Raw genomic sequence first — 20,583 nt, forward strand, 5'->3', positions numbered from 1 at the left:
ATAAATACTTATTCGGTGTGCAATTAAAGGACTTTTAGTTTAATTTTTGTGTGATTAATACATTATCTAAATTATTTATTGAACTATAATTGAAAATCATTATCATTCGCGTCGATATTCAACATTGGAACGCATACGTGATAAAACTAACCAAAACCGCAATAATGATTGCCGCGATATTAAGCACACCGACTTTTGCGCAAAACTCTTCAGAGTTAAGCGAAGATAAACAAGCACAACAAGACATTGAAGTTATTTCCGTTACCGGAAGAGCGGTAAACTTATATCGTAACGGTGATTCCGCTACAGGGAAGTTAATTACAGACCCGTTAAATTCCACCCAAATGATCAGCTCTATCAACGAAAGTTTAATTCGTGACCAAGGCGCACGTGACGCTAAAGACTTATACCGAAACATTGCGGGTGTTAGTCAGTTTAGCTATGCAGGCGTTACCGCACGCGGCTTTAGACAGGAAGAAATTTACTTTGATGGACTACGTGGTGACCCTTACGTGGGTTTTAACGTACCACAACTGTTTAACGTTGAGCGTGTCGATTTCTTGAAGGGCCCGGCTGGCATGTTATATGGTCCAGGGGCTCCAGGTGGTTTATTTAACTACGTTACCAAAAAGCCAAGCAGTGAATTTAGGGCGCAGGGGCGTATTATTGCTGGTACAGATAGTCGCTTTGGTGGCTCTTTGGAGTTAAATGGTGAAATTGCCGATAAACAAAATGCACGCGTGGCGGTGTTTCACGAGCAGCAAGATACCCATAGAGTACACAGTGATAGTGAAGTAACAATTGTTGATACTGGATATTCGCTAGAGCTGCAAGATTCTCTGTTAACTTTACAATACACACATTATCAACAAGACCTAGCGGCAAACCGGTTACGTGGTGTGCCAGTAGATGATAATGGCAACTTTTTAACCGGAACTGACTGGAATCATAACGAGCCAAGTGATTTCTTAAATATGCGCTCTGATGTGTTGCAGGCATCGTTAGTTGGCCATTTAACTGGGCAACTTTCTTATGATGCAGCCATTCGTTACATCGATAATGAACAGGAGCAAAATTATCACGAGCCTAGAGCCTTAATTGACAGCAATGGCGATGGTCAAATTGATTTGGTCGGGCGCGAATTTAGAGATCAGTTGCGTGAACAGCAGCAATTATCATTTGGTATCAATTTTGTTTATGAAAGCCAATTATTGGGAGCTGAACAACGCACTGCATTTGGTGGTGATTATTATCAAGGTGAAGAAGACGCTTTGTTAGGTGGCGCAAAATTTTCTAAAGATCATATCAAGCGTTATTTAAGCAATAGCTCACTTGATTCTGATATTTTACCGCTTAGCTTGTTCAAGCCTAACTATGGTAAAACACAATCGAACAAGTACGATGTAAAGTTTCGCCCAAAGCGTAACACAGAACAAGAGCGCACAGGGGCGTATGTGCTAAATGAACTTGCTTGGCAGCAGTTTACTTTGGTTACCGGTGTGCGTTTTGACCAATTTGACGATACCTCGGGCACAGTGTCATTTGACGATAATAATGTCAGTTATCGATTAGGTGGTATATTCAAAGCTACTGACAACATCTCTTTTTATGCACAATGGGCTGATTCTTATGAGCCTCAGGGGGTTGGCAGTCAGAACGAACTTGTCGGTGGGCCATTTGAGCCAACGACAGGTACCATTGTTGAAGCTGGTCTTAACGCTGAACTATTTGATGACACTATGTTATTGCGTGTATCCACCTATCAAATTAAACGTCAAAATTTGTTGCAAGCAACGGGTTTAGATCCTGAAGGTGATGGTGAAGATAACTTAGCTGCTGTTGGAGAGGTAACCAGTGATGGTGTCGAAGTTGAGGTCATTGCTGATATTACTCCAGACTGGGTAGTCAGTGCTGCCTATGCCTACAATGATGCACAAATTACTAAAGGCGCTGGCGGTAGTGGTATTCGCAACAACGTTGGTGATCGCTTTGCCAATGCACCAAAAAATCAATTGGGCTTTTGGACTCGTTATCAACTGCCTGAACAACATTTAGCGTTTGCATTAGGTGGCAATTATGTTGATGAACAGTTAAGCCTGTCTGGACAAAAAGTGAAATCTTACTTTGTTGCCGATGCTTCAATTATTTTTGAAGTGGATGACTACAAAGTAATGTTTAGAATCGATAACTTGTTTGACAAAGAATATGCTGAATCTGGTTTTATTGACAGAACTGGGCATTTTCCGGGCAAACCACGCAGTGCTTTTGTTGAGTTTACCTATAACTGGTAACTTCTTAATTAAGATAAAGGCGATAGTTATCGCCTTTATCTTTCAACGCCAATTAATACACTAATTTAAGCTTAGTTCTCTTTACTAATTAATATCAGCTTACCCGTTTTAGGGTCTTTATACACTTGCCCCAGCGACTCCATTCCTTGAGTTTGTCCTTTTAATGCTTGGTCTAGCTGTGCTGGCAACTGGGTTAATTCCTTGCCAGCTTTTACCTCCAAAGTTTTATGTGCTGCGGTAATATTGAGTTTCTGCTGTAATTCTGGACTTTGGGCTACAAGGGCTAACATTAAGCCCAGTGAAAACACTAACATCACGTCCATAATATTGGCAAAACCTGCTAGCGGGTCACTTTCTTGCTCAGCAAAGGTAGAAGATTGCCACGATGGTTTAGTCATAATCTCGCTCCTACTAATGACTGGCTACTTTACTTGGCTTTTGATGCTGTGTGATGTCAATCACTGCCGTTTCTTGTTGTTGAACAAGTTGCATATTTTGCCAAGTATTTTCATACCAACGTCTGCGCACTCGACCTATGATAAAAGCCACTAAACCGACTAGTAAGCCGATGACTGTGGTGTCAAAGGCGACCGTCAAGGCTGTCGCCAAGAGTTCAATATTGCCAGAGCCTAGTGCTGTTAGCCCTGGGCCTAATGGGATCAAGGTGCCCATTAAACCCAAAATAGGGCCAGAGCGTGCCAGCAAATCTACGCGCTCTAGTCGTTTAGTCGCGTAGTGTTTAAAGAGTTGTTCTGCTTGCAAACTCGCGATATTAAATTTAGTTAATGCAAAGGTAGGCTCCGCTATTGCTTTGCCCAGCTCCCATAAGGTGACAATAAGTGAAATGATCAAAGCAAATATTACTGGGTAAAGTAACAAGCCGACCAATAGGTGCAGTGCACCTTGTACTATGCCATATTCCATTGTTAAATCTCCTAGGCTAGTTGTTTGCGAGCTGCTTAGCTAATTGTTCTGATTGACGTTTACTGCGATAAAAACCTGCAACAATCACCAATAAAACTCCAAGTGTAAGCCACCAAAGCCATTGACTAGTTTGCTCACCTCCCGCTTGTTGCTCTTGTGATTTTGGCGATTTTTGCTCACTAGCTGCATTTGGCTGAGAGGTGTCTGACTTTTTAGTTAGTGAATTGCTGTCTTGTTCAACCGTTAACTCGCTAATGCGATGTACTTCAGTTTCGCTTTGCTCTATGTCACCTTTAGCCGACTTGATGGCTGAGGCTATCGCTTGAAACTCTTGTGCACTAAGATGTTGCTCTAGCCAAGGCAGCATCGGATTGTCAGGATCGGTGTGACCACTGCCTGGTAATCCATGTTGTGCCACTAAAGCCGAGAACTGTTGTGCCAAATCTTGGATAGTTTGCTCTGATGCTTGCCAAAATTCTTTTTGTATAGCGACTAACATTAAAGCCAACATATTGCTTTTAACATGAGCGTTATGGCCTTCGGCTAAAAAGCTATCTAAATCGAGTTGATATCTATCATCAATGTAAATAGCTTTAACCTCTTCCCATGCCCAGTCGCCAACCAGTGTTGGGTTAGTGACTTGCCAGCCCCACAGGTATTCTAAAAACTCATTACCCATGGTACGGGCACCAGCATAACCATGTGCCATTTGACCTTTTAGCCATTCAGGGTTAAGAAAGCGTCCTCTTAATTCTTGTCTAAGTGCTAAGCCTAGAGGTCTAGTTTTCACTTGGTTAGGATCAGCATGGTCGATAACAAAGTTATTAGGTGCTTGGCCTGTAATGGATTCAATGGCTAAACTTAATCCGCCCAAATAATCAAAAGCATCGTTGTTATCAATTAAGCCATATAAATTACTTGAGCGGCCAAAATACGTATTTTCTACATTGGCCAGCGCTTGTTTAAAGGCCGTTTGAGCTGGCGCACCATAACCTGACAAACCGTAGCTGTGACCTAAACGTCGCATGTAGACCTTGGCAAGTTCTTCACGCTTTTCCCATGCGCCCGAACGCTCAACCAAACGGTTAATGCCCGCACCGTAACTGCCAGGTGCATCACCAAATACTCGATAAGCAGCGCTTGTGCCGGCGTCTTTAGCGCTTAAACCCGCCTGCATTGAAGCGCGCGTTTGTTTAACCCAATGAGCTGCCACTTGGTTTTGGCTAAGCGGTTCATTGCCACCTTTAGCATACTTGCCCAGTTGTGCTAAGGTTTCTGTTAATGCTAGGCTAAGAGCAGGGTGCTCTTTTTTAATAGTATCGGCACTGGCGTCTAGTGCCATCAACACGGCTTTATCCACCAACACCATTTGTTGACTGTATAGATCTCTAAATAAACCCGACGTGGTAAACACCACATCACGACGGACACGATTATCCAGTGATTGATGCTTTAGACCTTTTACTAGCCCTCGGCTATTCCACACTGGCTCAAGACCTAACATGTCCAAACCAAAGGCGATCATCACCCCTTCATCACGCACTACATCAGAGGCCCATAAAATAACGGCTTCACGTTTATCCGCTGATTGCTGGTTATTTTTCCTAGCAGCCTGTGCCATTTCTTGACCGAGTTGCCAGGCTAAGCGGCTAGGGATAAGTGAGCTATCTAGGGCATAAAAATTACGGCCTGTGGGTAAGCTGGCAGGGCTGCGAATAGGATCATTGCCTGGGCCTGGTGAAATGTAGCCGCCGCTTAATCCATTTAACAAACTTTGCATTTCGGATTGCGGCGAGGCGATCAGTCTCGCCTTTAATGATGCTTCACTTAAGGCATTGTCGCTGTTTAATGTCAGATCCGCTGTTTGTGGATTTTTCGACATCATAGAGCTTAGCATCATCTCTATTGCGTTATCTTGCCAATCTTTGCCAAAAATATGCAAACCCAAAGGCATAAAACGCTCTTGTAAGTCCGTTAGGTAATGGCCAACTTCATGTACCAACATGTCATCGTCAACTTCTTCAAAACTGATGCCCATGATGGCAAGTTCAGCTGAAATGGCCTCGGCGATTTCATCTTTAAGCTCAAGCTGATCAACCTTGTCACGAATTTGTTTTACTAATCGTTGCTCAACCACTTCATTATCTGCGGCATGACTGGCTTCAAAACTTTCAATAAGCTGGCGAAGTTGCAGTAATTGGTCATAAAGTGGTGTGCTGGAAAGTGGTGGTGTTAAATGATCTACCATCACCGCTAAACCACGGCGCTTAGCTTGAATACCTTCGCCGACACCATCAACAATGTAGGGATATACGCCGGGAATATCGCCACCAATAATGCGTGAATAATCATCTTGGGCTAGGCCAACAGAGCGTTTAGGTAAAAACTCATAGGTTGAGTGGCGGCCTAAATGTACTATGGCATCTGCTTTAAATTGGTTTTGTAAAAAGTGATAAAACGCCAAGTATTGATGTGGCGGTGGAAACGCTAAATTGGCATGTAGCAGTTCTTCATTTATTTCCCAGCCACGAGGTGGTTGAGGACCAATATAAATATTGCCAAATTGAATGCCAGGGAATAACAACTTACCTTGATAGGTCATTACTTTGCCTGGTGCTTCGCCCCAGCCACCTAACCCTTCAATGCCAGTTTGTTGCAACGCAGTGATCACTTTAGGTGCTTCTGACATACAAGCGATTTGGTTAGATTTTTCAGAAATCGCTTGCTGATAACAATGTTCTAATTGTTCTAAAAGTGCGAGTGCACGAGCACGACCTTTGTGATCAACGCCTTCTAATAAATGATGCATTTCCTCGAGTGTATGATGCAGGGCGTCTTCTGCTAAATGTGGTTTACCAGCTTGATTAGCTTGAATAATTTGTTGATGCAATAAGCCAAAAGGGCCATGTATCATTTCGTGTTTAATGGTTTCTGGCAGGGTGTTAAACCAAGTTTGGTATTCAGAGCCAGTCATGGTTTTAATATGTTGGCTCATGTTTGCGAGTGCTGCTGAGTCTCTGGGCAAATTAATGCCTTGCTGCTGCATTAAGTCCAATAGTGCTTCTTGTGAGGCGGGTAATTGACCTGTGTGGTAGCCCGCTTTTTGTAGCTGATTGAGAATTTGCCAAAGTGATGCAGGAACGTCTAAATTATCGGCACCTATGTTATGTCGCCCCGGCGGATGATTGTAATAAATAATGGCGATTTTTTTATCTCGATTGGCCTTACGTTGTAAGTTGTGCCAGCGAGAAACTCGGGTTAACACGGAAGTAATGCCGCTCGGCTCTGCAACAACGCCTTGTACTTGTATACCGGTTAATGGATCTTGGTGAGAATCTCCTGCGGTGGCGATAACTAAAGGCTGGCTGGCGCCTTGTAGTTCAGGCATGGCTACTTGGTAATAAACTTTATCGTGTGCTAATCCGTCAGACGATAATTGGCGTTCAATGGCTGAACGGTCTCTTAATTTTATCGCTTTAATCACTGGGACATTGAGGGTGTCTAAGGCTTCGGTCACTTTTTCTCGACCCTCTCCACCTCCAATAACAAAGTCTTGCAACATGACAATTGCCGTTAACTGTTGCTTTATCTGTTTTAACTCTTGCGCTGCTAGAACACCAGCTTCTCCCCAAAATGCCAACGCTGAAATACATTGAATATCATGTGATGTTTGCACTTGCTGACACATGTCTCTGATAAGTTTTGCATCGGCAGGGCGATCGCCACCTGCATGATCAAGGATGGCGACAATCGGTTTGCTTTTATCCAAATCAGGTAGCTTAGATAAGCTAACTTGATGCTGACGTTGATCTGCTGTGTACCAGCGAAGCTGCGGTGTAGGTTGAGCTTTGTCGTAGCTGATGTTTTCATTCAGTTGGTGAAAAGACCAAGCAAAAAGTTGCGCGGTATTTTCAGCGCCTTTAGCCTGCCAATAAGATCTTGCTTCTAGCCATTTACTTTGTTGCGGATGAATTTCTTGCAGACGGCTTAACGCTTGCAAAAAATTATCCCCTAGGCGATTAGCGGAGATATCACGAGCATGTTGTTGATCGCGAAAAACTTTAACGCCATTAATTTGGCTTAATGCAACCAGACGATGATCACTGTTTAAGATAATTTTATCTTGTTTACTTTGCTGAAATAGGGGCGTGAGGTGAGCAACTGTACCACCAAATAAGCCAATTCCAATAATGCCTTGGCTGTTATTAACCAATTGCGCTAACGCTTGATCAGACATGGCACTAATTTGGCTGTCTGTTCTTGCTTTAATAGTAAAATGTTGCTGGCTTGGGTGTGCTAATTGAAATAAACGCGCCGCCTCTGCAATAGTTTCTGCATTGCGCTGCGAGCTAAGCACTAATAAGTAATTTTCGTTTACATTGGCCATAACATGTTGGCAAAACAACATGGCCAATAAAATCAAAATGCGCATAAAATCTCTTATTCGGTATAACCGATTTTATTATTAAAATGTGACGAGAATTTATGACAAATAGGCGAAGCACACCCCCACAAGAGTGGTGGTGCTTATTTGACTTGTCGAGTATTCTCGCTCGATGAGTAATACCGACTCGACTAAATATTTGGTCAAATATTTAATTGAATTGGTATAAGACTTTGTGACATGTATCTGGCTTCTATTGTTTGCAATAAAACAATAGCTACAGTTGCGAGTACAGCTCCGGATTAACGTTATACCAATTGAATTAAATATTTATTTCAATTGGTATTATTCAACGACGACCGGATTCCATGTGGTTATTTAAAACACACAAAATCGGCACGGATTTAATCGCTAAAACAGTTTCATGTCAAGAAAATCGCAGATTAAACTACCAAGCAAGCCGGTGGTAAGCCGTTGTCATATCTATTGAAAAATACTAAATACTCGGGTAAAGTGCCCAGCTACATAGGTGCCTTAATTGACTTTAAAAAAAGAGCCAATGAGGTGAAACGTGAAACAGGTGAAATACCTGTGCTGCCCCCGCAACGGTAACTGCGAGCATCAACAAATTAACCACTGTATGTTGTCATATGGGAAGGTGTTGTAATGCGATGAACAGAAGCCCGGAGACCGGCCTATGAGAACTCTAAACTGCGGTGGGCGGCTTATTCAGAGTAAGGCAACAGATCACAATTGGGTAAACCCTCGCCTTAACTGTGTAGCTTGTTTACCGTTAATCTTGATTAGCGGAACAGTTATGACCAAACCTATTTTTTCTAATAATTCTAATAAAATAGCTATGTTAGCTATTGGTAGTTTGCTGCTGGTGTTGATGTTAATGACACGCGGCAATCACTTTATGTCGAGTGTCAATTTACCCAGTGCATCCATTGCGGTATTTTTCCTCGCTGGTCTTTATTTATCTAGGATCAGTGCTTTTTGGTTCTTTTATATCACCAGTATTGTTATTGATTTGTCAGTTAGTTACAGCAAAGGGGATTTTGGTAGCTGTATTACCAATACATACCCTTTATTAGCCTTTAGCTACGGCGCTGTGTTTTATGCGGGCCGATTATTAAGCGTTAGCGTTGCTACTGGGCTGAGCACAACATTGGCGTTAAAAACCCTATTGGTTTTATTTATCGGTACTTCAGTGGCTTTTGTTATTTCAAACGGCAGTTATTACTGGTTCTCAGGTAATTATGTTGAGCCAAACTGGCAAGAATACACGGAACGTTTTGCCAAATATTATCCAAGCTATATCTTGCGTCCGTTGTATTACGTTGTACCTGCACTACTGATTCATTGGACGTTTTCAACCATTCGCATTAAACAACAAATTGATGCAATAAAAATCAAATAATAATTACTGCAACCCAAGCGCTGGTTAAGTTAAACCAGCGCTTAAATAATGGCTCTATTTTGTCAGATTCTATTTCTATCCTGCTTGCCAGACATGGCGAAACCTATTGGAATACCACCCAACGTTTACAAGGACATCTTGATAGCCAGTTAACCGTCAAAGGTCAAAATCAAGCAAAAAAATTAGCGCAAACCTTTGCAAACTATGGTGTTAAAACCGTACTTAGTTCAACACTACCCCGAGCATTAAATACAGCCAAGGTCTATGCCAATAACCGTGTTATTCCCTTAATTACCGATCCTCGTTTGATGGAGCGTCATTTTGGCGTGTGGCAAGGGCAGACGATGGCGAGTTTAAAGCAGCAAAAAAGTTACCATGAAGTGTTTTATCAATTTAGCTCTACAGCCCCGCCAGAGGGAGAGAGTGCTCTGGTAGCAGCAAGGCGCTTTCGTCAAGCACTAGCGCAGCACATAATGTCTTTACGTAGCGATTTAAATATATCAAAAGCCGTGTTGCCACCTATAGGTGTGGTCAGTCACGGAGAAGTGTTACGCTGTTTTTTAGCCAGTATTGACAGCCGTTGGCAACAAGCAAATAAAAATGCCAGCGAGCTTTTTGTTAATGGCGGTGTTACTGCGCTTAACTTTAATCGGCAAACACAGGAATTTTCCTTATGTTGATGCCTATGTTGTTTGTTACGTTAACTTTGGCGGTGCTAATTGATGCGTGGTTAGGCGAAGTAAAGCGTTTTCACCCCTTGGAGGGATTTGGCCATATCGCCAATGCCTTTGAGCGAACGCTTAATTGTGGCGGTAACAAGCAGCAATTTATCTTCGGTAGCATCGCTTGGCTGGCAATAGTGTTGCCCGTGCCAATAGCGCTTTATGTTATGGGTCAGCTACTGGCAAATTATTCCATATGGCTAGTGCTAGCTCTAGATGTAGCTGTCATTTATTTTGCTATTGGTCTTAACAGTTTATCGCAACACGGTATGCAAATTTATCATGCACTTAAAGCAAATGATTTACCTTTAGCGAGGCAATATTGTGGTTATATTGTGAGTCGTGATACTTCTAGTTTATCAGAGCAAGATATCAGTCGAGCGACGGTAGAATCGATGTTAGAAAACAGCCATGATGCGGTGACCGCAACCTTAATATGTTATTTGATTGGTGGCGCACCATTAGTTGTATTGCATCGACTCGCTAATACACTGGATGCAATGTGGGGCTATAAAAATCAGCGTTTTTGCTATTTTGGTAAATTTGCCGCGCGTGCTGATGATGTATTGGGTTTTATCCCTGCAAAGCTGACCGCGGTCTTGTACGCATTAATGTCTGGCGGTCGGATTAAAAACATACTGGTTAATGCCTACCAACAAGCAAAGCACTATAAAAGTCACAATGGTGGCTGGGTGATGTCTGCTGGGGCATCACTGATGAAGATATCGCTCGGTGGTGGACAAGCGATGTATGGTAACAAAACCTACACATCACCAACCTTAGGAGATGGTCGGTTGGTCAATGCACAAGATATTGCCACTAGCCTGCGTAACGTTAATTATATGGTTTCCTTGCTACTGATCTTAGTGTTATTCGCTGAGGTGTTGATTCAAGTAAGTTAAGACTATTGAGAATGTTATGTTAAAAGCAAAAAACGCCCAACCTCTGGTTCACGGTGGTCAGCTAACTAAGGTGGCAAGTCAATATGACTTTCCTTTGAGTGAATGGCTTGATTTATCAACCGGCATTGCGCCCTTTAGTTATCCTATTCCTGAGATCCCACTCTCTATTTGGCAAAATTTACCAAGCGATCAACAAGCGTTAATTAACGCGGCAAAACACTATTATCAAAGCGATTATTGTTTAGTGTCTAATGGCAGCCAACCGGTGATTGAATTGTTACCTGCACTTTGGTTAGAAAAAAACACCTTACCCGCAAGTCAAATAACCGTGTATTTACCGCAAGTGGGTTACAAAGAGCACCAAAAAGCGTGGCAACTAGCTGGCTTTGAGCTTAGTTTTTATCAAGATGCCTTACCGCAGCACATTAAGGCCAACTCAGTTGTTGTGGTGATTAATCCCAATAACCCGTCAGGCAAGCTATATGAGTTAAACGCTTTAATTGAACTACAACAGCGTTGTCAGTTACAAGGAGCCTTGTTGGTTGTTGATGAAGCTTTTATTGATGTTATTGCACCTAGCCAGTCTATCATTGCCAACCTAGCTGAGAACACGCTTGTATTACGGTCTTTTGGTAAGTTTTTTGGTTTAGCGGGTATTCGTATAGGTTTTGTTTGTTGTCAGCAAGCTTGGTATCAGCAAATTAAAGCCCAATGTGGCCCGTGGCAAGTGAATGGGCCGGCACTTTTTATCGCCGAAAAAGCATTATTAGATACTCAATGGCAACAACAGCAAAGAGCCAAACTTGTGCAACAGCAACAACAATTAAGTGAGCTGTTATCCTCATGTGGTTTTGAGCAGCAGGTAGGCTGCAGTTTGTTTATTACCTGTTATTGCGACCATGCTGCAGAACGCTATCAAACGCTTTGTCAGCACGGTATCTATGTGCGCTTAACTGATGAGCAAGATGCCTTGCGATTTGGTATTCCAAACACTGAGCAAATTAAAATATTGAAAGAACGTTTAACAAAGATATTCTCTTAATTTAACTTCAGGTGATTTTAGTTCAATGAGCTAACTTGCCTGCTGATAAAACAACTGATGATAACTGCCTTGATTTTTTAACAGTGTTTGATGATCACCTTGTTCAACAACTTGTCCTTGTTCCATCACTAAAATTTCATCTGCATCAACAATGGTGCTCAGTCGATGAGCGATAATGATCACCGTTTTATCTTTGGCCAAACGTTTTATTGCCTGCTGAATTTGCGCTTCACTGTGATTGTCGAGCGCGGAGGTGGCTTCATCAAAAATAATGATGGGGGTATTACGCAACATAGCACGTGCAATCGCAATGCGTTGGCGTTGCCCGCCCGAGAGCTGCTTACCATTTTCACCAATTTGGCTGTTTAAACCCTGTGGCAGTTGCGCTATCAGTGACGTTAAGTTAGCGTCATCAATCACTTGTTTTAACATTTGCTCACTGATGGGCTGATGACAACCAAAGGTGATGTTATTGGCGATGGTATCGTCTATTAAAACAATGTTTTGTGACACGTAGCTAAAGGCCTGTCGTAAACTATACAATTGATACTCAGCGATTGCCTGATTGTTGATATACATTTGCTGATCTGGTGCATCGTAAAGCCTTGTTAATAATTTCGCTAAGGTGGATTTTCCACTACCTGATGCACCAACCAAAGCGTAAGTTTTACCAGCTTCAAAGCGAACATTTAGCTGATGAAGTACAGTCGAGCTATTTATACCATAGCTAAAATTGAGATTTTGGATATTAAGACTTTCAAATTGCGCTGGAAATGGCAGTTTGCCGGTATTGGCTTGAATAGGGTGGTCAAGCAATTCAAAAATACTATTGGCCGCTACTAAACCGCGCTGAATTTTTGGGTTAATGGTGGTGAGTTTTTTTAATGGTTTTAGTAAAGAGCCAATAGCTATTAGCACTAAAGTAAATGTGCCGGTTGTTAACGTTGATAAAATAGAGTCAACACTGGCTAATAGCAACACAGCCGCAATAGCGAGTGATGCCAACCATTGCACAACAGGGTTACTTTGCGCTGAGGTTGCGGCTAGCTTCATCGCTTGGTGTCTGTTTTTGTTATTAGTGTGCGCAAATTGCTCAATTAATCGTTGTTCACTTTGATTAAGGACAATTTCTTGATGACCCGAAATAGCTTGTTCTGTTGCCTTGGTGATATCGCCCATCGCGTTTTGCAGGGCTTTACTTATCTTCCTAAATCGTTTGCTAACATATTTGATCAACATTGCGATAGCTGGGCCGATAATCAAAAAAATCAAGCTAAGTTGCCAACTGGCATAAAACATCATAGCAAGTAATACACAAACGATGACGGATTCTCTGATCAAAACAACAAACGCGTCGAGCAAGGCTTGGCTAACTTGCTCGGTATCATAAGTCACCTTGGCAATTAAATGCCCTGATTGTTGTTGGTCAAAAAAGTGTTGGGGTAAATATTGGTATTTAACAAATAGCTGTTGTCTCAACTCATAAGTGATGCGTGTTCCTGCGTAAGCCATGCAATAACTGGCACAAAAGCTCGCAATCCCCCGAATTAAAAACACCAAAATAATAAACAGTGCTGCCCAGCGCAGCACATCACTGTTGGCTTGATTTAAACCGTCGTCGATAAGTGGCTTAATGAAATAAATCATACCAGCGTCAACCAAACTAAATATGCATAGGCTGACAATACCCACGGCAATGAATAACTTTTGCGGTTTGAAATAAGGAAGTAGTCGCTTAACACCATCTAAGGTGGCTGTTTGATTTTCACTGCTCATGTTATTTTCGCCACCTGTTGTATGACCAATACCACTGTTCTGGGTGTTGACGAATGATTTGCTCAAAACGGCTGTACAAGGCTTGAGTTGCCTGTGCTATCGCTGCTTTATTGTAATCAACAGGTGTACTTCGAAGTGTTTCTATCACTACTTGGTAGTGACCGTTTTCCTTTAAAGTACAATAACAGATCAACAAAGGTGTTTTTGCGTAGGCAGAGAGCATAGCGGCACCAGAAGGCGCAGAAGTTTTTCTGGAGAAAAAGCTAATTGGCAGCTCATTAGCGTAATGGTCGGCATGTAAACAAATAGCTTGTTTTTTTCGTGCCGCCGTCATTAAAGATAATAAGGCGTGAGGCTGATTTTTATCGATAACGGTAATATTAGCCTGTTGATAACAATGTTTAGCTGAACGCACAAAAGGTGGAATTTTAGATAAGGTGGTGACGGCACCCAGTAACTTTTGCACGGCAAAAGGAGCGAGTTCATAACAACTCATGTGCATGGTAGCAATGCTGACACCGTTGTTATGATGTAATAACTCAAGTGTTTGTTCATCACATACAATTTTTGTTTTTTTATCTAACTCGGGTAACCAGAAGCATTCAAACAATCCAAAAACAATGTTTTTGTATGAAGTAAGTGCTAACTCTTTAATCTGTTCTTCATCCATCTCAGGTAACGCTTTAGCAATATTGTCGCAGGCGCGCAGCCGCGTTTTGTTAGAACGATTAAATATTTGTGTTGCTAGCCAATGGGCAAATGCTCTGCGTGTTTGGCGGGAAAAACGCAGCAAGCACCAAACAAAAAGACGGATGATTTTATCGAGTAGGTAGTTTTTCATTCATTAGGCACTTTGTTTTACTGGGATACATACATCTTGTAGTGCCAATACCAAAGCCCCTAAAGTGGCAAAAGTCTCAGCAGATAATTCCAACAAGTTACTGTCGATGGCAAACGTTTGCTCAAACTCCATAAGCAACATCATAATGCCCATTGAATCAAATTCTGGGTAATTGCCAAGTAGTGGGCTCTCTAAGGTTAAGTGACTACTATCGATATTTAATGCGTTATGGATACAGGATTTAACTTGGGTCTCTAAATTCATTGCTATGTCCCACTGGTGGTTGATGTAGAGCAGTGTAAAGAGAGATTGAAAAGGATTCAGTGGCAAAAAAGTTAACGAGTGTAAGATAGTGATAGAAGCGTTTTACATTCCTTTACAAACAGAGAATTGAACGGGATATTCTCGGCTTTTAAAGCGCCAAATAAAGTAGTTTTACTTGGCGCTAGTACACAATTAGAAGTGATAGGTAATTGATGCACCTATAGTTTGTGGTTGTAATATGGTTGCATTTCTAATAACCGTTGGGTCTGTTCTATCCATAAATAAACGTGTGTATTCTTCGGTATCAAACAGGTTATTAACAAAGGCATTGATCTGCCAAGTATCGGCTTCATAACCAAACGCTAAGCGTGTTAATACATAGTCGCCTGATTTAGTCGTGTTTTTAACGTCAGTGAAATATTCACCAACATAAGATGCTGAAATGTTGACATAAGCTTGTTCAAGTAACCAGTATTTAGCACTGATACTTGATGTAACCGATGGAGCATTTGATAATTCTTTGTCTAAGAATCCTGGGTTGAACTTGTCAGTGTCAGTAATTTCAGTTTTGAGTAAACCGAGACCCCAGTTAAGCTCAAAATCTTCTGTTAACATGGTTGAAATAGACATTTCAGCACCGTAAGTTTGTGCTTGTTTTACGTTGATTATACGGTAGTCGTCTATTTTGCCTGAGTCACCAAAGCCACCATCTTGATAACCATCGTAATCATTAAAAAAGATGTTGGCACTAAATTGAGTGTCACCACCAAAAAACTCACTGCGGCTGCTTAGCTCATAGGTCGTTACTTTTTCCTGATCAAAATAGTAGTGTTCGCCTAAACCAAAATTAAATGAGCCACCACCAGCGTTATAACCCTTTCGAGCACTTAAACCTAAGGTTGTATGTTTAGTAATGTCGTAAGTTACTGCTATCTTTGGTAAAAATATATTTTTATCGGTATTTAATTCATACTCAATGTTGTAAGCTGGCATAGAAAATGGACGGTCTTGACGCTCGTTTTCATAACGACCGCCAACAACGATGTTCAGCTTGTCGTTAACATCAAAACTTGCTTCACCATAAATAGCTCTTGAGCTACTATCTTCAGTACCTGAGTATATTGGTTTGTTAGAAAACTCTTGTTCACGTTCAAAGTAATATACACCAATAAAACCTGAGAAATTGCTGTCTTTTGGGGTATAGTTCAGCTTAGTGTCGGTGGTCAGGCTATCTTCGTCCATCACGACATGCCAACTCATTGGATATTGAAGCATATTCCACGAAAAACTCATGTCAGCTACCGTCGAGCTAAGTGATAAAGTGTCACTAATATCATAGTTCAATGTTAAGCTGAGCACGTCAGACTCGGTATCAACATGGCGAGTAAGTGAACGCTCTAGCTTGAATGGGTCTGGACCATCAAATGTGGCTCTACCATTGTTTCCTTGTTCCCTGTTGTGACTATAGCTAAGTAGTGCAGAAAAGCCGTCTAGGTTTTTAGGCTCCCAAAGCAACTTGGCGCGAATACGGCGAGATTCTAATTCATTAGGATCAAACGGATACTCTTTTTCTATATAGTCACCAAAAACATCACCTTTTACCTGCTGTGCGGTTAATCGAAACGCCAATTCTTCCTCTACGATAGGGCCAGAAATAACCCCTGAAGTTTCAATTAAACTGTCTTGGTTTCTATAACCTAAACGAGCTGCGCCTTCCCAGTCAAAGCTTGGATCTTTAGTTTTAACAAAGATCAGGCCGCCAATACTATTACGACCATTAGTTGTCGATTGTGGACCTCTAAATACTTCAATTTGTTCGATATCCCAAATAGCACTATCACCACTTAGCTCGGCAACAAAGGGTTCAACCACACCGTCAATAATTGTCGAAACACGTGGTTTAGCACCGCTACCAAACGTATCAAAGCCAGAGGCTGAACCGTTACCAACAACACCACGAATATTTGGTGCATCACCTTGCACAGAAACTAAATTAGGAATGTCGGCAATTGCATCAGTAAAGGTTAAAAATTGTCCACCGTTAAGCTCTTCTTCTGTGATCACAGCAACAGAGGAAGTGGTGTCTTTTAACGAGCGATTGGCTTTTTCACCTAACACTGTAATGGTTTCCATAGACTGGCGTTCTGCGTCTGGAGTGACGACATTAGCTTGAGTTGTAGCGGTGATCAATGCACCAACTACTGCTGTGAATACAGGTTTAATTTTAAATAGAGAGTGTTTCATATGCTTATTTATTAGTAAAAACGAGAGGTTAGATAAAATTTTCCGCGATCATACATAAAGATAAAAATGCAATAAAGAATCATTCTTATTTAGGTGTAACAAAATGTAACTATATTGTAAGGTTTTTGTGAATATGGTGGTAATTAGGGTTTATTTGACTAGAAGTTCAGTACTGAGATTTACAATGCTTTGTTAATAGAGGCTAAAGCTGTACTTATGCTGCCTTCAAAAGTTCAGCGGTATTATACTTAATTATTCCTTTGCATAAGTGAACCCTTAGGTTTTTGATATTTCACTTCATTGCTTTATCGGTTGATAAGCAGCTCTTAAGCCATAACATTGCGCGCTGCTAGCGCAATACTCACTGTCTTGAGCATGTTCAACACCAAATTTTGATCGCACAATCTAATTTTTCCAACCAAGCGTCATGCCTTCCTTTGTCATCAGTTGATATTGATATTTATCTTCAATTTACGGAAAAACACATAAAATTCAGCTGACTTATCTCAATCCGTTTTACCTATAGCTAGTGTTATGTTATAACATTTTGATTTTTTCGGTGGTGAGTTATTTCATGTCTCGAAAGTTAAATGTTGTCAGTTATCTTTTATTAAGTTCATTATTGGTGCCTAGCTTTTCTGTCGCAGCGCAAGAGCAAGATTTTCCAGCCGTTTTTTTTGTTGATTTTGCGCCTCAACATGCATTGGATGTAGTGCAAAACATCCCAGGGTTTCGTGTTGATCTTGGCAAAGATGTGCGAGGTTTAGCTGGTGGTGCTGGGAATGTGTTGGTTGATGGTATACGAGTTTCAGCCAAATCTGGCGGTTTAGAAGAAGTACTAAAAAGAATTCCCTTTGCACAAATTGAAAAAGTAGTTGTAGTGCGAGGTAACCAAGGGGTTGGGGATGCCAGTAGTCAAAGTATTATTGCTAATATCATTCGTAAAAAAGTTGAAACCACAGGGCAACTTTCTTTAAGTGTTCATCATGATGCTGGTGGTAAAACCTACCCTCAAGCTGAGGTTTCATATGCAAGCCAAATTGGCGATTGGCAAAGCAACGCTAAGTTTGATGTGTTATTGCAAGATAATGTGCAAAAAAGTCGTTATACGCAGCTTGATATGAACTTTGATGAAACATCCTCTGAAAAAGAAGATAAAAGCACAGCACTTAACGAAATATTTGCCTCTGCTGATTTATCGAAACAACAAGGTGATGAGAGTCTTCAGCTGACCATGCGTGCAGGTAAAAGCCAATATCGCCCAGCATTAACGCGACAACATGTTGGCGAAGACAGCCAATTTAAGAACGATAGAAATAGTATTTATCATACCGCAGAAGTTGGCGCAGATTGGCGTCGACCTTTTACTAATTGGCAGTGGCGCACTATTGGTCTTGCCGCCTTTACTCATTGGACTATTGATAGATCATCTAGTGAGTTTAATGGTATTGCAAAAAGCAGTGAGCAATATGATTTTCAGCGCAATAAATGGGAATCTATTATTCGTAATAGCTGGTTAAAAACAGAAAAAGAGCGAGCAATAGAGTTTGGTTTTGAAGTTGCTTACAACCATATCAATGTTAATACTAACTACGTGAAAACTGACGCTCAAGGTCAAACCTCTCGTGTGATATTACCGGCAGCTAATGTTGAAGTTAGTGAATTAAGAGGAGATGCTTTTTATAGCACGCAGTGGCAGTGGCAAGGTGGTTTATCCATGTCTTTGGGCTTAGCGGCTGAATATTCAAAAATTACCGCAGAAGGTGATAGCGAAAGTGACGAAGACTATCAATTTATAAAACCTTCATTTAACTTGAGTAAACAGTGGCATAAACATTGGCAATCACAACTGACCATAGATCGCACCGTTAATCAGTTGGATTTTAAATTGTATGCGGCCCAGTCAAACGCTGATACTAATAGAGATCATGGAGGCAATACCCAACTAAATCCGGACAGTTTTTATCAACTGGCAATAGCTAACGACTATCAGTTTACGGAACAAAGTGCCCTTAGATTAACCGCTTATTATCGTTGGTACCAAGATGTGTTAGAGCATCAACTAAGCGCTAGTGGCGCCTCTTCGTTAGTTAACAGTGGTGATGCAAGTGCAATAGGCGGTAAAATCGTGCTAACTTATTCTACCGATGCTTATTTACCCGGTGGTTTATTGTCAGCTACTTGGCAAACACAAACCTCCTCCCATGATGACTTGTTAACCGGAAAATCACGACGCTTAACCGGTGAAACTTACCCAGAAGCAGAGATTTCTTTTCGGCAAGATTTAGCATCTAACAACATCGCATGGGGCGTTACTGCGTTGTTAGAAGATAAAACTCGGTATTATTATGTTGATGAAGTGTCCACACAAAACACAGATATCAATTGGTTGGGGTTCGTTGAATATCGTGGTTGGCGTTATGGTAATTTGAAACTCTCATTTGAGCGCTTGGGTGATTATCATAGCGATGAAAATAGAGCGTTTTATCTCCCTGATCGCACAGGTGAGGCACACGCTTATACTCATATTAAAAAGGTAGAACAAACGCTGGCCAGTTTGACATTTAATACCAGCTTTTAACTCATAACAAACAGATAATGGCTTATACCAATTCGATTCCATATTTAATCGAGTTGGTATTATTCAGCTAGGCCATTAATCTTGATGCTGTTTAATAATCGACAGTATTTGCTGCTGCTGCGCGGCAAGTGCATCAACACAGTTAATATCTATTTTACCCAGCTCGACCATGCGATATAACTCGTCAAAGGCATCTTGCAGCGACCAAGCATGTTTGTATGGGCGGGACGAAGTTAAGGCATCAAAAATATCAGCGACAGTTACCATGCGAGCTTCCAAACTTATTTCATCACCTGAAAGCTGTCTCGGGTAACCAGAGCCGTCTAAAAATTCGTGGTGTTGGCCAATAACATTAATGATTAATTTACTGTTGATACAATCATTTAAGCAAAGGCTATGTAAAATTCGTTCTGCAATGTGTTCACCTTTTTCCACATGAGATTGCATATTTTGCCATTCTTGCTGATCAAGCTTACCTGGCTTCAGTAATATACTGTCTGGAATGCCTATTTTTCCAATATCGTGCAATGGTGCGGCGCGATATACTCGTTCAATGTATTCATCGGTTAATTGATATTTTTCAGCTAACTGGTTGGCAATGAGTTGAGTATAAAGTGCCATTCGCTCTAAATGTGCGCCCGTTTCAAAATCGCGCAAATGTATAAATTCGTTAGCTACTTCTGTAGATGCGGTAATTGAGCGAATCGCATCAAATTCTAAAGCTAACGCCATCGCAATAAGATTGCTGATCAGCAGTAGCTCTTTTTGTAGTTGAAGATCAAACACATCACATTGGTCGGCATCAAAAAACAGTACACCAATAAATTCGCCACGATTATATAGTGGCACCGTATATGACGATCTATAGCCTTGCTCCAACAACCATTGGCTATGGGTTGCTTTGTTGCTTAACGTTTCTTGAATATTTTCAATCAGCCTAGGTTCTGCTGATTCTGCGATTTTGCTCAACGAAGGGCTGTCACTTAATTTAAATTGATAATGCGTTAAGGCATGGCCTTGATGCGTGCTGTGAATGTAAGTTTTTAACAAGTCAGTTTTATTGTCGTAAAGTGCAAAGGCAACCCTTGATAATGCTGGCGCTACTGAAAGTGCACGCTGATGTAATGAGTGCAAGCGCTGAGTTAGGTTGTTACCTAGAGAAGCTAAAGAGTTTGCTACAGTCATATCA

14 protein-coding genes and 1 riboswitch are annotated in these 20,583 nt (G+C 41.3%); of the genes, 6 read left to right on the forward strand and 8 right to left on the reverse strand.

Features of this window, described 5'->3' with window-relative positions; translation table 11 throughout:
* The first annotated feature begins 89 nt into the window (after window positions 1-89).
* Entirely contained in the window at window positions 90-2,291 is a 2,202-nt protein-coding gene (locus tag IE199_RS00485) for a TonB-dependent siderophore receptor (RefSeq protein ID WP_229854442.1), read from the forward strand.
* Window positions 2,292-2,362: 71 nt separating this feature from the next.
* Here IE199_RS00485 and IE199_RS00490 read toward each other — a convergent pair whose 3' ends face one another.
* Genes IE199_RS00490 through IE199_RS00500 form a run of 3 tightly spaced genes read right to left on the reverse strand, consistent with a single transcriptional unit; the run spans window position 2,363 to window position 7,647 of the window.
* On the reverse strand, window positions 2,363-2,689 hold the full coding sequence (locus IE199_RS00490) for a DUF2149 domain-containing protein (RefSeq protein WP_189766760.1): 327 nt from the start codon (window positions 2,687-2,689) through the stop codon (window positions 2,363-2,365).
* A 13-nt stretch (window positions 2,690-2,702) separates the two neighbouring features.
* The gene (locus tag IE199_RS00495; protein WP_189766761.1) at window positions 2,703-3,215 is read right to left on the reverse strand and encodes a MotA/TolQ/ExbB proton channel family protein; all 513 of its coding nucleotides are present in this window, start codon (window positions 3,213-3,215) and stop codon (window positions 2,703-2,705) included.
* Window positions 3,216-3,231: 16 nt separating this feature from the next.
* Window positions 3,232-7,647 carry a cobaltochelatase subunit CobN gene (locus IE199_RS00500; RefSeq protein WP_189766762.1) on the reverse strand — a complete coding sequence of 1,472 codons (4,416 nt, stop codon included), beginning with the start codon at window positions 7,645-7,647 and terminating at the stop codon, window positions 3,232-3,234.
* Window positions 7,648-8,110: 463 nt separating this feature from the next.
* Window positions 8,111-8,312: riboswitch (cobalamin riboswitch) on the forward strand.
* A 104-nt stretch (window positions 8,313-8,416) separates the two neighbouring features.
* On the opposite strand from IE199_RS00500, the gene IE199_RS00505 reads away from it, so the two are divergent.
* Genes IE199_RS00505 through cobD form a run of 4 tightly spaced genes read left to right on the forward strand, consistent with a single transcriptional unit; the run spans window position 8,417 to window position 11,688 of the window.
* Window positions 8,417-9,022, forward strand: a complete 606-nt coding sequence (locus IE199_RS00505) for a hypothetical protein (protein WP_189766763.1) — start codon at window positions 8,417-8,419, stop codon at window positions 9,020-9,022.
* A 59-nt stretch (window positions 9,023-9,081) separates the two neighbouring features.
* Window positions 9,082-9,702 (forward strand): histidine phosphatase family protein, encoded by a 621-nt coding sequence (locus IE199_RS00510; RefSeq protein ID WP_189766764.1) that lies wholly within the window; start codon window positions 9,082-9,084, stop codon window positions 9,700-9,702.
* A complete protein-coding gene (gene cbiB, locus IE199_RS00515; protein ID WP_189766765.1) occupies window positions 9,696-10,646 on the forward strand; it encodes an adenosylcobinamide-phosphate synthase CbiB in 951 nt (316 codons plus the stop codon). The genes IE199_RS00510 and cbiB overlap by 7 nt, the downstream gene beginning before the upstream one ends.
* A gap of 16 nt (window positions 10,647-10,662) precedes the next feature.
* The gene (cobD, locus tag IE199_RS00520) at window positions 10,663-11,688 is read left to right on the forward strand and encodes a threonine-phosphate decarboxylase CobD (RefSeq protein ID WP_189766766.1); all 1,026 of its coding nucleotides are present in this window, start codon (window positions 10,663-10,665) and stop codon (window positions 11,686-11,688) included.
* A 30-nt stretch (window positions 11,689-11,718) separates the two neighbouring features.
* On the opposite strand, the gene msbA is transcribed toward cobD, so the two are convergent.
* The 4 genes from msbA to IE199_RS00540 form a co-directional block, all read right to left on the reverse strand.
* The gene (gene msbA, locus IE199_RS00525; protein ID WP_189766767.1) at window positions 11,719-13,464 is read right to left on the reverse strand and encodes a lipid A export permease/ATP-binding protein MsbA; all 1,746 of its coding nucleotides are present in this window, start codon (window positions 13,462-13,464) and stop codon (window positions 11,719-11,721) included.
* Window position 13,465: 1 nt separating this feature from the next.
* Window positions 13,466-14,305: a lysophospholipid acyltransferase family protein gene (locus IE199_RS00530; RefSeq protein ID WP_189766768.1), complete on the reverse strand. Its 840-nt coding sequence runs from the start codon at window positions 14,303-14,305 to the stop codon at window positions 13,466-13,468.
* A 3-nt stretch (window positions 14,306-14,308) separates the two neighbouring features.
* Complete coding sequence (locus IE199_RS00535; RefSeq protein WP_189766769.1) at window positions 14,309-14,569, reverse strand: acyl carrier protein; 261 nt, start codon at window positions 14,567-14,569, stop codon at window positions 14,309-14,311.
* A gap of 192 nt (window positions 14,570-14,761) precedes the next feature.
* The gene (locus IE199_RS00540) at window positions 14,762-16,813 is read right to left on the reverse strand and encodes a TonB-dependent receptor (protein WP_189766770.1); all 2,052 of its coding nucleotides are present in this window, start codon (window positions 16,811-16,813) and stop codon (window positions 14,762-14,764) included.
* A gap of 574 nt (window positions 16,814-17,387) precedes the next feature.
* Between IE199_RS00540 and IE199_RS00545 the strand changes: the two genes are divergently transcribed.
* Window positions 17,388-19,394, forward strand: coding sequence for a TonB-dependent receptor plug domain-containing protein (locus IE199_RS00545; protein WP_189766771.1), 2,007 nt, complete (start codon window positions 17,388-17,390; stop codon window positions 19,392-19,394).
* 75 nt (window positions 19,395-19,469) lie between these two features.
* Here IE199_RS00545 and IE199_RS00550 read toward each other — a convergent pair whose 3' ends face one another.
* Window positions 19,470-20,579: an HD domain-containing phosphohydrolase gene (locus IE199_RS00550; RefSeq protein ID WP_189766772.1), complete on the reverse strand. Its 1,110-nt coding sequence runs from the start codon at window positions 20,577-20,579 to the stop codon at window positions 19,470-19,472.
* Window positions 20,580-20,583: the final 4 nt, after the last annotated feature.

Source organism: Thalassotalea marina (assembly GCF_014656435.1).
Classification (GTDB): Bacteria; Pseudomonadota; Gammaproteobacteria; order Enterobacterales; family Alteromonadaceae; genus Thalassotalea_C; species Thalassotalea_C marina.